This is a genomic window from Siminovitchia terrae, from assembly GCF_003605405.2.
GTDB classification, from domain to species: Bacteria; Bacillota; Bacilli; order Bacillales; family Bacillaceae_C; genus Siminovitchia; species Siminovitchia terrae.
The window spans coordinates 41,322-54,379 of record NZ_QYTW02000003.1 but is presented as its reverse complement, the minus strand read 5'-3'; the positions used below and the strand labels follow the sequence as shown (position 1 = coordinate 54,379).

10 protein-coding genes and 1 pseudogene are annotated in these 13,058 nt (G+C 36.7%); 9 read left to right on the top strand and 2 right to left on the bottom strand.

What is annotated here, in order from left to right:
• Window positions 1–2: 2 nt before the first annotated feature.
• On the bottom strand, window positions 3–485 hold the full coding sequence (locus D5F11_RS04650) for a GNAT family N-acetyltransferase (protein ID WP_120116149.1): 483 nt from the start codon (window positions 483–485) through the stop codon (window positions 3–5).
• 93 nt (window positions 486–578) lie between these two features.
• On the opposite strand from D5F11_RS04650, the gene D5F11_RS25930 reads away from it, so the two are divergent.
• The 4 genes from D5F11_RS25930 to D5F11_RS04635 all read left to right on the top strand — a co-directional run bounded on the left by D5F11_RS25930 (window position 579) and on the right by D5F11_RS04635 (window position 3,153).
• On the top strand, window positions 579–734 hold the full coding sequence (locus D5F11_RS25930; protein ID WP_185830501.1) for a hypothetical protein: 156 nt from the start codon (window positions 579–581) through the stop codon (window positions 732–734).
• Between the two features lie 116 nt (window positions 735–850).
• Window positions 851–1,237, top strand: coding sequence for an Rrf2 family transcriptional regulator (locus tag D5F11_RS04645; RefSeq protein ID WP_120116150.1), 387 nt, complete (start codon window positions 851–853; stop codon window positions 1,235–1,237).
• A gap of 417 nt (window positions 1,238–1,654) precedes the next feature.
• Window positions 1,655–2,566 carry an NAD(P)/FAD-dependent oxidoreductase gene (locus D5F11_RS04640; protein WP_120116151.1) on the top strand — a complete coding sequence of 304 codons (912 nt, stop codon included), beginning with the start codon at window positions 1,655–1,657 and terminating at the stop codon, window positions 2,564–2,566.
• A gap of 98 nt (window positions 2,567–2,664) precedes the next feature.
• Window positions 2,665–3,153, top strand: a complete 489-nt coding sequence (locus D5F11_RS04635; protein ID WP_244861956.1) for a thioredoxin family protein — start codon at window positions 2,665–2,667, stop codon at window positions 3,151–3,153.
• A gap of 566 nt (window positions 3,154–3,719) precedes the next feature.
• On the opposite strand, the gene D5F11_RS04630 is transcribed toward D5F11_RS04635, so the two are convergent.
• A complete protein-coding gene (locus D5F11_RS04630; protein ID WP_120116152.1) occupies window positions 3,720–4,316 on the bottom strand; it encodes a TetR/AcrR family transcriptional regulator in 597 nt (198 codons plus the stop codon).
• Window positions 4,317–5,389: 1,073 nt separating this feature from the next.
• Here D5F11_RS04630 and D5F11_RS04625 point away from each other — a divergent pair.
• From D5F11_RS04625 to trpS, 5 genes and pseudogenes are all read left to right on the top strand, one after another.
• Complete coding sequence (locus tag D5F11_RS04625) at window positions 5,390–6,376, top strand: Gfo/Idh/MocA family protein (RefSeq protein WP_120116153.1); 987 nt, start codon at window positions 5,390–5,392, stop codon at window positions 6,374–6,376.
• Between the two features lie 11 nt (window positions 6,377–6,387).
• Window positions 6,388–7,830, top strand: coding sequence for an aldehyde dehydrogenase family protein (locus D5F11_RS04620; RefSeq protein WP_221768446.1), 1,443 nt, complete (start codon window positions 6,388–6,390; stop codon window positions 7,828–7,830).
• A 306-nt stretch (window positions 7,831–8,136) separates the two neighbouring features.
• The gene (locus D5F11_RS04615) at window positions 8,137–9,405 is read left to right on the top strand and encodes a GNAT family N-acetyltransferase (protein ID WP_120116154.1); all 1,269 of its coding nucleotides are present in this window, start codon (window positions 8,137–8,139) and stop codon (window positions 9,403–9,405) included.
• Window positions 9,406–10,101: 696 nt separating this feature from the next.
• Window positions 10,102–11,307 carry an amidohydrolase gene (locus D5F11_RS04610; protein WP_120116155.1) on the top strand — a complete coding sequence of 402 codons (1,206 nt, stop codon included), beginning with the start codon at window positions 10,102–10,104 and terminating at the stop codon, window positions 11,305–11,307.
• Between the two features lie 442 nt (window positions 11,308–11,749).
• Window positions 11,750–12,759 (top strand): annotated as a pseudogene (trpS, locus tag D5F11_RS04605) (tryptophan--tRNA ligase).
• Window positions 12,760–13,058: the final 299 nt, after the last annotated feature.

The window sequence follows — 13,058 nt, the reverse complement described above, 5'->3', positions numbered from 1 at the left end:
AACTATTGAATAGCTTTAAACGAAAATACAGTGTCTCCTTCTTCGTTTATATACTCCCTATAATGACCATTTGTATAATTGCATATGCTTTTTTTCCAAAACTCTTTAGCAGGGTTATTTTCCTGTATAACGGACACTTGCCAGTCCACTTTATATTTATTAAATAGAATGAAAGAAGCTGTTTTACCGACCCCCATTTTTCTATATTTTTTCATCACAATAAACTCGGCCATTGAATAATAAATACCAGTATCAGTCGTAACCTTTCTTATTAAAGCAAATCCAGCATATTTACCATCAACTTTAATAAAGAATGGGAATCTAGTCGGTTCATTCCAATAATTATCTAAATACTTATAGTCATATAAACCAAACTCATTTACATCATCATTGGTAAATTCACTAAACTCGTAGTTGTACAATTCAAGGAGATGTCTCAAAGCAGTTTTTTTATCATAATCTACTTGTTCAATTGTGATACTCATAAGTTATGAACTCTCTTTCAAAACGAATTAAACGGAATAATTCGTCAATTTAACTTCATTCAGCAGAAGTCTCCTACTTCTGTAAGGGGTGAGATGAATGCAAGTTGGTATTCAATTCAGCGGGGGTTCAAACCTAGGCTGAATAAAGTTAAAGCCTCCGGCGGATGCCTCAGATTTTCAGAGGAAATTTATCGAGCGGAGCTCGATAAAATCTGGGCGCAAATACGCCAAGGCGTATTTGATGTGTAAGCTTCACTTTAACACAAATTTGGACTTAAAGAAAAATACACATAAAAATATTGACATTAGGAAATAATGAAGGTTATTATAGACACACAAAGTCTTTTAAGGAGGGTGTTTAAATCATGAAGTATTCTAAGGCTACAAATTATGCCCTTCACACAATGCTATTTTTTGCAAAGGAGGCACCAAATAATCCAATTGGTGTACAACAGTTAGCAGAAAAGCAAAATGTATCTCCTACGTATTTGTCCAAAATATTGACTAAACTGGTGAAGGAAGGGATGATTAATTCCTCATCAGGTGCCAATGGAGGGTATACGCTTAGTCATAATTGGGAAGACATTTCATTTTTAGATATTATACATGCAATTGAAGGTAAATCGTCATTGTTTGACTGTTGTTTATACTCTGATCCAGAATGTGTAATAAAAGATGTAATGCTTTCAGCTGAGGAAAAACTGGAAGAAGAGTTAAGAAATAAAAAAATATCAGATATTGTAAAAAAATAAAGTGGGTTTATCACCCACAATTATTTTTTGTGGCAATCATAGATATTAGGAGTCTTTTATATCCTTTTGTTTTAAAGCCCGATGATAAATCAAAGAACCAGAAATAACCTAAGTGATAGACTATGATCGCCCCTCTTGCCTCGAATAATTAATTTATATATTTTACCAAATAGGCAGCGTCACCTTGGCAAATTTGATAGGCACTTTATTCAGAATAGCGGAACCTATAATGCAACAGGAGCGAAAGTGAATATAGTATCACTTTTGTTTTTAATTCATTAAGGGGATGAGTGTCTTTACTCTCTCTTTTTTGAAAACTTAAGGGGGTGAGGAAGGGATTATAGTTTAGGGTTATTATAATCGTGTTGCTCCAAATAGACCTACAAATAAAACAATATTTTAGGAGGATTATTCGAAATGGAACTAGCAATGATTGATTGTGCCATTATTGGCGCTGGTCCAGCAGGACTAAATGCAAGCCTAGTGTTAGGTAGAGCACGTAGAAGCGTTGCTCTTTTTGACAACAATACAAATAGAAATCGAAAGACACAAGAATCACATGGATTTCTAACACGTGATGGTATTAAGCCAGCAGAATTTCGTGAACTTAGCCTAAATGAATTAAAAAAATATCCTTATGTGCAACATTTCCAAACAACAGTTTCAAATATTGTTAAATTGCCGAATGGCTCGTTTAAAGTTACGACCTCAGATAACACAATATTTGTAGCCGAAAAAGTATTACTCGCAACAGGTATTCAAGAAGTGTTTCCTGATATTCCAAATGTCAAACAATGTTATGGCAAGAGTCTCTTTAGTTGTCCTTATTGTGACGGTTGGGAATTAAGTAATAAAAAGCTTCTTATCATTGCAGAAAATGAGGATAGCGCTCTACACCTAAGTAAACTACTATATCACTGGTCAAATGATTTAGTTCTTGCTACAAATGGTACAGCAATATCTTCGGATGCTATGGAGGAATTAGCAAGAAATGATATAACAGTCGTGAACGATCCAATTAAACGGATAAATAATGTAGATGGATATTTAACAAATGTAGAATTTGAATCAAATTTAAAAATTGAAATTTCATTCGGATTTGTTGCTCCGTCATTTATACGCTCAAATCAATTTGCTGAAACACTAGGATGTGAATTACAAAAAAATGGTACGATTGTGTTAGATGATGGTGGTCGAACATCAGTAAAAAATCTTTATGCAGCCGGTGAAACAGCAGGAATGAGTGCTTCTTCACTTGTTATTGCAGCGTCAGAAGGAAACAAAGCAGCCGTTGCAATGAATGGAGATATGGCAATAGAAAGGTTTTAGCTTCAAAAGAGGATTTTTGTCACTCTAATCAAGGACTTTATAGATCTTTAATGTTTAATTTCATTCAGCAGAAATCTCTCACTTCTGTATGTGGTGAGGTGAATGCATATTGGTATTCCATTCAGTGGGGGTTCAAACCCCGGCTGAATAAAGTCAAAGCCTCCGGCGGATGCCACAAATTTTTAGGGGAAATTTATCGAGCGGAGCTCGATAAAATCCGGGCGCAAATACGCCAAGGCGCATATGATAATAAAGGAGATAAAAAGATGGCTATTTTACATGTCACATCAAATAATGAAATCGAACCGCATTTAAACGGAGGTAAACCTGTATTATTAAATTTTTGGGCCAAATGGTGTGGTCCTTGTAGAATGTTAATTCCGGTTCTTGAACAACTTGATGAAGAATTAGGAGATAAAGTACAAATTCTCAAAGTAGATGTCGATGAAGGACCAGATTTAGCTGCACAATATGGTGTCATGGGAATTCCACATACTCGTATAATTATTAATAACAACATTAAAGATCCTCTTGTTGGATACGTTCCATATGAGAAACTAAAAATGATTGTCGAATCTGAACTATAAAATAAATGCACAAGTGCCAACGTGTGTTATGAAATATGATTGAAACAAAGTAGCGGTTGATGCGGCGATAACCGCTGCTTTTTTATTCTTTTGTACTAAAAGTATTTTATAAAGAATTCTCTTTTAATAGAGAATGAATATTCTGTTTAAGTATTTTTCTTATTTAGAGCCGCGAATGCGAATCACTAATCAAAGATGGCTCAAGCTATTTAGCAATTATTTACAATAATACCTGTGTAATAACGACAATTTGCTTATTAAGGGATAGTTTTCTGTTCTATTTAACAGGGAAGAGGATATGATTGCTTTATTCATTATCGTTGGATGTATTCAATATCTAAATGATAAAGAACAAATAATTGAAGAGGATGATGTGTTTACACGGCTCAAACTCTATCAAGATTATTGCGTTGCACATACAAAACTAAGTTATTAACGATAACAACGAGACAATATATAACCGTTTAGCTTGTAATGAACAATAAAAATAAGATTTGATAAATCAATAAACTGAATTATCAAATCTTATTTCTTTGTCTTGAATTATTAGAATTTAAAGATAGTTTTTATTTTCGCAGAAGGGTAGAGTGTTGAATACCTCCCCAAAAAAGATTCCAAACGCTAGAAACTTTTTCATCAAAACCTACATTTCCATAGTACACCATATGTGAAAAAAGACCATCCAACACACATGAATATGCATTTAACCAGTCTTTTACTTCTTGGGATTGGAACTCAGATTTTGGAAGTCTTTCTTTAAAAATTGAAAATAAAATTTGAATTAATGAATCATCGAAAGAAGCAAACCTATTTTTCAATTCGTCTTGTAAAGAGATCGGTGGAAAGAGAAGAAACCTTTTTTGAAATACTACTTTCTCTGCGCTGTGATTGTAGTACTGACCAACGTTACACAATATTTTATACAGAATGTCTTCAATAGAGTCATATTGTATTGTATTAAGCAATTGTTTAAGGTGTTCACGATAATCTGACATGGCATAATCAAACACAGCAAAGAAAAGATCTTCCTTTTTTTGGAAATGTGTATAAATGGAAGACTTATGAATGCCCACTTCTTTGGCGATATCTGCCAAGGAGGCACCCTCGTAACCATGTTGAGTAAATAATTTTAGAGCAGCTTCTATAATTAGTTTAGATGTCATGATGTCCCCCTGAAAAGTAATATCACCTTGTAATCCTTATACATAAGTTTATGTCAAAAGTCAATCTATGAATATTTGATGTAGGTAATAAAAAATTATCTTGCAATTTCGTAAAAACAGTTGTAGCATTACCATACAGTCGGTCGTATGGATAGGGAGAAGGTCAAGGTACTTCTTTTTTGTAAAGATTTGGGTGGGAACCAGATTAGCCTCTTTTGTGGCCATTTAGTTCAAGAATAGAGACAATAGCAAAACATTAAAATTTGCCGAGATTTTACCCTGAGTATACTTACAATTGTGATAATAGAAAAATGATGAACATTTAACTTCATTCAGCAGAAATCTCCCACTTCTGTAAGTGGTGAGATGAAAGCCTATTGGTATTCCATTCAGTAGGGGTTCAAACCCCGGCTGAATAAAGTCAAAGCCTCCGGCGGATGCCACAGATTTTCAGAGGAAATTTATCGAGCGGAGCTTGATAAAATCTGGGCGCAAATACGCCAAGGCGCATTTGATAAGGGATCTGTTTCTTCTGCTAACGTTGTGACTCCTTCGAATCCCACACATGTAAAGGGGGAGAAGAGGAACAAATGAAGCACGGATGCCATTCTTACATTTGATTCAAAAAATGGAAGGATTGAGAATAATGACAGCCCTTTAAATGGACAACCCTGCAAAAGGGACAAACAATCACTTATTTTAGATTTTTTGTTAGTTGCCACAGTTGCCTTAGGGTCTATGGTTTAACTTTGGAGCATTGTTTGCATTTACAGCGGTAAAATTGTCCTTTATATCACACTATTCTTTGAATAAAAGAAGATTCTGGAAAGGACGTAATCTTATACATAATTCTCTCACTTATAGGTTAGGTGCTTTTTTACTTATCATTTTTGATAAATATTCATTCATTACTAATGGTCGGCTTCTGGCTTATCTCACCCGATTTGATATACCTTCGCTTAACAAAAATGTATAGACAATCACTTGCGGGTTAATGAAAGAGAAAGGGCAGAACTGAAGGTCTCATTAGGATGAATATTTCATAAATAATAAATAAAGGAGAGGTTTTAGTCATGAAGAAAGTACGCATTGGTATTATTGGAACAGGACTGATTGGCGAGGTGCATATACAGGCATTTAATAAACATCCTCTTTGTGAAGTAGTTGCTATCTGTGATATGAATGAAAGTAGATTAAGAGAAATGCAAGCTACTTATGGAATTCCCGAAGTATATTCAAATCAGTTAGAAATGCATGAGAAATGTCCGTTGGATGGGGTCGTCATCGCTACTCCTGATCAATATCATCGTGAACCAGTTTTAATAGCTGCTCGTGCAGGTGTTGATATTTTATTAGAAAAGCCAATTGCTACGACAGTTGAAGATGCAGAGGCAATCATACATGCTGTAAATACTGCAAACGTGAAATTGATGCTGGGGATGACGCTGCGCTATATTCCAGAATATGCACATATTCAACAGCAATTCCAGAAGGGGGAATTAGGACTTCCCATCAATGCCTATTCAAGAAGAGCAGTTAGAAAATCAGAAGGATATCGCTTAAATGGGCGTTGCAGTGTGAATGAGTATTTGGGAGTTCATGATATTGATTTTCTGTTATCGATTTTTGGACGTGATGTAGACACTGTTTATTCTACAAGCGGTAATTTTGAAATATTCGATAAATTAGGCGTGGCCGACTATTACTGGAACATTATCAAGTGGAAAAGTGGTGCAACAGCTGCTTTGCAAGTAACATGGAATGAACCTGAGGGAAACAAAAATTTGCTGGAAATGGAATGTTACGTAAATGGAACTAAGGGTAGTGCTCACGTAAATCTAGGAGGCCAACAGCTTAACGTCGCAACGAATACGTATTGCGATTATCCTGAGCTGACACTCGATAATGGATATCACATTGAAGCTGACCATTTTATCAAATGTATTTTGACTGATGAGTCTCCGTATGCAGGAGGACAGGCTGGGGTTGACGCCTTGAAAATTATGATTGCTGCAGAAAAGTCTAGCAAGGAAGGACTTCCTGTCCAAGTAAAATTGTAGGGGGTATCCATATGAAAACAGAAAAAATGTTTATAGGTGGGGAATGGGTAGATTCAGTATCTGGTAACTATTTTGAAAGCGTTAATCCGGCAACTGGACAAGCAATTGCGAGTATTCCGGAAGGAGTTCGGAAAGATGCACGTATGGCAATTCAATCCGCACGCCAAGGCTTTGAACAAATTTCAAGAATGTCTGTATGGGATCGCTCAAAATTGCTTGTATCTATTGCAGAGGTCATCTCGCGTAGGAGAGAGGATTTGGCACGAGTCTTAACACTGGAACAGGGAAAGCCGTACTATTCCGAAGCACTCGATGAAATCGATGGCACGGTTATGGCGTTCGCAGACGCAGCCGAACAAATCAAGTGGCTAGAGACCTCTGTGATTCCAGTAGAAGACAGGAATAAAAGAGTTTTGACAATTCGGCAGCCAAAGGGAGTATACGCCATCATCACTCCATGGAACTTTCCATTTATGGTCGCGGCAGAATACCTTGCTCCTGGTTTGGCTGCCGGCAATGCTATCGTCTGGGTTCCAGCACCAACTACTTCCTTATGTGCGATCAGACTGGCGGAATGTTTTGAGGAAGCTGGCGTTCCCGTAGGAGTTCTCAATCTAGTAACAGGCAAAGGGGCCGTTGTTGGAGACGAAATCGTGGCAAATCCAGGCACTGATGCAATCGGGTTTACTGGAAGTACAGCAACTGGCCACCAAATTGCTGTTCGAGGCGCAGGAAAGCCGATGCTTCTTGAATTGGGCGGAAATGGTCCTACGATCGTGCTGAAAGATGCCGATCTGGATCACGCAGCACGTATGATTGCAAGTGGGTGTTTCTATAATGCCGGTCAGGTTTGTTCTGCAACCGAACGGATTTTGATTCATCGTGATGTTCATGATGAATTTGTTGCCAAACTAGTCAATCATGCAAAGGAAATTATCATTGGTGATCCATTCGACCAGCGTACAACAATGGGGCCTTTAAATAATGAACCTGTGACATTAAAAAATGATATACATGCCAAAGATTGCCTGGATAAAGGAGCGAAAATACTCATTGGTGGTAAACGGGCAGCAAATAAAACAAGCGATTTATTCTTTGAGCCAACAGTCATTGTTGGGGTAACCGAAGAGTGCTTATATAATAAGGAAGAAACGTTTGGTCCCGTAGCACCTGTAATGTCATTTTCTACACATGAAGAAGCGGTGGAAATCGCTGCGCGTAATAATTGGGGACTAGTTTCCTCTGTGTTTACAAGCAATTTAAAAGATTCTATGTATTTTGCTGAAAACTTAAGGGCCGGAATCGTGAATATCAATGATAGCAGCAACTACTGGGAGTCGCACGTTCCATTCGGAGGAGTAGCTGGAAAAGCAAGTGGTGTAGGAAGAATTGGCGGAAAATACTCTATCAATGAAATGTCAGATTTAAAAACTATTTCGCTTGATCTACGCTAGATATATCTAAAATCAACGAATTTGTACCATCGGTAAAGGATTCATGCTCATTTTTTTGTAAAAAGTGCAGGAGCTATTGTTCAGGCCTTTGCTTTATAATACTTGATCTGGTAGCGAATTACCGAAGAAGCCCTCAATCAGGCCAAAGGATATTCGAAAGCTACTAATATTACTTTATTTTCTAGAAGAAAGAAGAAGTATAATTATTGAAGGTGGCTACTTTACTAAGCTCATTTTTGAATCTCTTGAAAGACCAAAGGCTGGAATAGATAATACGAACGATTTTGGGGGTAAAATAACATAAAGGTGGTGTTTGCAGTGCGTGTTATCCGTAAATTAACTGAGGAAGACTTTGAAAAATACGTTCCTCTCATTCGAGGGGCTTTCCCCGACACCGAATTTGACCTGCCTGTAACCGGCGGGAACTTGCGGGAACGCTTTGTTATGGCACATAATCAGGACAACAGCTCTGAGTTCTATGGTTTGTTTGAAGATGAAACTTTATTGGGCAGCATGAGACTTCATCATTATACAATGAATGTCTTCTCCCATCCGTTACCAGTAGGGGGAGTCGGTTTGGTAGCGGTTGATATCATGCGTAAAAAAGAAAAAGTAGGTCGTGATCTGCTTTCCTATTTCTTGCGTTACTATCGGGAACGCGAGGTTAGTATCACGTTATTAAGTCCGTTTCGTGTTGATTTTTACAAACAGTTGGGGTTTGGTGTCGGCACGAAGGTAAATCAATATCGGGTCAATCCTAGTCACTTTCAAAATAGAGGTACCAAAAAACACATAATTCGTGTTACAGAGCTTGACCAAGAATTGGTGTTAGATTGCTATCAACGTTATACGGAACTTACGCATGGTATGATCGCCAAAACCGAAATGGAAGCAAAGTTGATGTTTGCCGATCCGGATGATCATATAGTTGCTTACAAAAAAGATGGTAGAATTGAAGGTTATCTAGTTTTCAAATTCAAAAGGCTCTGTCCTGAGGATAATTTTTCTGCCTATGATCTTATAGTTAAGGAATTTATCTATGAAACGCCTGAAGCTTTTTCAGAATTGTGCACATTCCTTTCCAGCCAGGCAGATCAAATTCAACGGATAATTTTAAACACACAGGATGAAGACTTTCACCATTTATTGGTTGATCCGAGCAACGGGTACGATAATCTACTTCCAGAATCAAACATTCAAATCCATCAAACAGGTGTGGGGATAATGTACAGAATTATTAACGTACCAAAATTATTTGCTGACCTTTCTGATCACAATTTTGGTGGAAAGACATTAACAGTAGAAATACGGGTTCTGGACAAATTACTGCCGGAAAACGAGGGAAACACACTTGTTCACTTTCAGGGGGGAAGAGCTTCCTTGTTGGATGAAGGTACCCCAGACGTTACCATTGAGCTGGACATTGCTAATTTCTCCTCACTCATCATGGGCGCTGTATCTTTTCAAAAGCTGCATGACTATAGCTTAGTAAAAGTATCGGATCCCCGGTTTAAGAAGGAACTAGATCAACTGTTTCAGCCGGTTCAAAAGCCTAGTTGTATGACCTCTTTTTAGTAGATCACTCTCCACCTAAATTTGTCACAATATATGGATTTCAAAACTGTTAAAAGAGGCCCAAACCCAATCTGAATCTCATTTAGCACGGGACATCCCTGCGGTCTTCTTCTGAATGGTTAAGCAAAGGGGGCGAACAATGTTGAGCCTTTTTGCGGATTCAGCCGTACTCGCTCACAAAGAATATCAATGCGTGTGCGCTAAATCACCCGGCCATGTTAGATGATATCCTGGGCCGACTTAAGCGCGCGGCGGGGGCCAACCATTTGCCGTTGTCACAGGGCGGAGAAAGCGACGATCCTTTGCTTGTTGGCCCCACGATCGTTTTAAGATGTTGTTATTAGTGGCCTCGAAACTTTGACTCCCCTCTATTTTTACATAGGATTGCCCGAGATGCGAAGCTCCAATTACAACATCAAATTAAGTAAAGTTGGTATTTCTAAATTTCTTATTACAAGTTATGTCTCCGATTAACCATAATCATCGCTCAATGCATTAAATATGATCCTCTTTAAAATGATGTTTGCGAATAATATAGGAAATTAAAGAGCAAGCTTGTGGAATAGTTTCCAAAAATCATATTGATGGATATAGCAATGATATTAAGTTTTTTCACATTTATTAAATTAATGGAAGGAGGACACTTTAAGTAATTAATTTCCGAATAATCCTAATATTAAAAAAGAGGGGGTTCTTATGAAGACAACACGAGGCATCATAGAGGATGAGGTTATTAAATGGAGACGCCATTTCCATGAAAATCCTGAACTTTCGTATGAAGAGCATAAGACTTCTGAATATATATATAATCTATTAAAAAATTTTTCTGGCCTAGAAGTGACGAGACCAACTAAAACAAGCGTTCTCGCTGTCCTGAAAGGCCTAAAAGAATCTAGTGAGAAACAGTATACAATAGCATTTCGTGCAGATATCGATGCCCTCCCTATTAAAGAGGAAACTGATGTTGAGTTTAAGTCAAAAAATCATGGCGTTATGCATGCATGCGGTCATGATGCACATGCTGCAATGTTATTAGGTGCAGCAAAAATTTTATCTAATAATAGGAAAGAAATCCATGGAGAAATTAGATTTATTTTTCAGCATGCTGAAGAAGTTTTACCCGGGGGCGCTTCGGAATTAGTAGAAAAAGGTGTGCTGGAAGGGGTAGACTATGCGTTCGCACTTCACGTTACTCCTCACGAGAAAACGGGAACTATTTGTATAAGAGAAGGAGTATTTTGTGCTATTGCTGATGACTTTGAACTAAAAATAATCGGGCGTGGCGGACATGCTTCTACGCCTGAATTAACGATCGATCCACTTATTATAGGTGCAGAAATCGCCGTAAGTATTCAACAAATTGTTTCAAGAAAAATTGCAGTACTTAAAGCACCGGTTGTTTCCATCACGAAGTTCACAAGTGGTAGTGCATTAAACGTTATTCCAGAATATGCCGAGCTTGGTGGAACGATTCGTTCCTTAGATCATGATAGTCGAGTAAAGGCAAGGGAATTTTTGGAACAAATTGTAAAAGGTATCACAGAAGCACATGGAGCCAGTTATGAAATGCTTTGGTATTTAGGGTATCCAGCTGTTGTCAATGAAAAGAATGCAGTTGATATATCGAGAGCAGTAGTAGAAGAAGTTTGTGGAAAAAATAACGTAATTAATGTCGAGGAACCTTTCTTTGGAACAGAAGACTTTTCAGCTTATTCCGAAGTAGTTCCTAGTTCCATGCAGTTTATAGGAGTACATAATGCTGATTCTGGAAAGGCTTTCCCATTACATCATCCCAAGTTTATGATAGACGAAAAAGCTTTAAAGTATGGGGTAGAGTATTTTGTAGGAATTGCTAATAAATTGTGTTCTGTTAAACAGTCTCCAGTGGACATCTTCAAATGATTAAGGGACTTAACAAGGTTTGATTAAAATTGCAGGATTTTTTTCTTTATTTATATGGCAAGCTAGTGGATAAGAAGATGATTTGAATCTGGAGAAAAAAGTTTATATAATAAGTACAATAAAATAATGGTGATGTCCTATGATGAGGAGAAGTAATTAAATTTAGCTTCAATACAGAGAGTTAGGGTAGTTGAGAACCTAGCAAGAAGAAATTTAGTGAATGGACCTTGAAGGAACAAGGTGAAATCTATAAAGAGAGTATCCAAGTGGTGGGCTGCACCTTATAGCAGATAGAGTATGTTAGTACTTGATAATGAGGGGTGTAATTATATTTATTAAAATAATTACACAATTTAGGTGGCAACACGGAAATGATCTCCGTCCTATTAATTTAGGGCGGAGTTTTTTATTTTTTTAACTATAAACATTAAGGAGAGAACAAATGAAAAAAGAAATCTTGTTAACAGGAGATCGACCTACAGGTAAACTTCATATCGGGCACTATATAGGTTCTTTGAAAAATCGGGTTGAATTACAAGACCAATATAATAGTTTTATTATGATTGCAGATCAACAAGCCTTAACTGATAATGCAAGAAATCCCGAAAAAATTAGAAATAACCTTAATGAAGTAGCATTAGATTACTTATCAGTAGGTATTGATCCCTCTAAAGTAAATATCTTTGTTCAGTCACAAATACCAGAGCTTCATGAATTAACAATGCATTATCTTAATATAGTTACACTTTCTAGACTTAAAAGGAACCCTACTGTTAAAAATGAAATTAAGGAAAAGAATTTTAACGAGAGTTTGCCTATTGGATTTCTTATTTATCCAGTTAGTCAAGCAGCAGATATTACAGCTTTTAAAGCAACTGTGGTTCCGGTTGGAGAAGATCAAATACCTATGATTGAACAAACCAAAGAAATTGTAAGAAGCTTTAATTCTATATATAAAAGAGATGTACTAATCGAACCAAATGTATTACTTCCAGAAAAGGGTTTAGGGAGATTACCTGGTATTGATGGTAAAGCTAAAATGAGTAAATCATTAGATAATGCAATATACCTTTCGGACTCCCCAGACATTATTAAAAAGAAGGTTATGTCAATGTATACAGATCCAAATCATATTAGAGTAGAAGATCCTGGAAATGTAGAGAATAATACTGTCTTTACATACTTAGATGCATTTTGTTCAGATAAATTGCAATTAGAAGAAATGAAAGAACATTATAGAAAGGGTGGTTTAGGAGACGTAAAAGTGAAGAAATATTTGAATGATATACTTCAAGCAGAATTAGAACCAATTAGAAATAAAAGAAACTATTATGAAAAACATCTGGATTTTGTGTTTGAAGTATTGAAAAAGGAAGTCTAAGTGCGCGTTCAGTAGCAGCAGAAACCCTTTTAGAAGTAAGAGAAGCAATAGGAATAAATTATTTTAAATAATGGATAGATAGACCGGACCCAGAATTAGTGCAATGAATTGAATGATTTGCAAGTGCCAATTATAAAACATCTCCACAACGAATATTTTTTTGAGCCTATTTTGATCAATCTGTTTTTCAAAAGCAGGCTCTAATCTTTTTGTTAGACTAGGCTTTTATACGCCTATTTTGATCAAACTTTATTTTAAACCAACACATTGGTCATATTAACACTATAAATAATGCGGATTTTCGTGATGGAATTTTAACAACTTTATTATCTATGTTCAATTGCCATGAGTGTTTTTTACTACCATGAGT

What these genes read in the sequence shown, in the direction of transcription:
- D5F11_RS04650 (WP_120116149.1), bottom strand. Translation starts at nt 485, where the DNA reads ATGAGTATCACAATTGAACAAGTAGATTATGATAAAAAAACTGCTTTG.
- D5F11_RS25930 (WP_185830501.1), top strand. Translation starts at nt 579, where the DNA reads ATGAATGCAAGTTGGTATTCAATTCAGCGGGGGTTCAAACCTAGGCTG.
- D5F11_RS04645 (WP_120116150.1), top strand. Translation starts at nt 851, where the DNA reads ATGAAGTATTCTAAGGCTACAAATTATGCCCTTCACACAATGCTATTT.
- D5F11_RS04640 (WP_120116151.1), top strand. Translation starts at nt 1,655, where the DNA reads ATGGAACTAGCAATGATTGATTGTGCCATTATTGGCGCTGGTCCAGCA.
- D5F11_RS04630 (WP_120116152.1), bottom strand. Translation starts at nt 4,316, where the DNA reads ATGACATCTAAACTAATTATAGAAGCTGCTCTAAAATTATTTACTCAA.
- D5F11_RS04625 (WP_120116153.1), top strand. Translation starts at nt 5,390, where the DNA reads ATGAAGAAAGTACGCATTGGTATTATTGGAACAGGACTGATTGGCGAG.
- D5F11_RS04620 (WP_221768446.1), top strand. Translation starts at nt 6,388, where the DNA reads ATGAAAACAGAAAAAATGTTTATAGGTGGGGAATGGGTAGATTCAGTA.
- D5F11_RS04610 (WP_120116155.1), top strand. Translation starts at nt 10,102, where the DNA reads ATGAAGACAACACGAGGCATCATAGAGGATGAGGTTATTAAATGGAGA.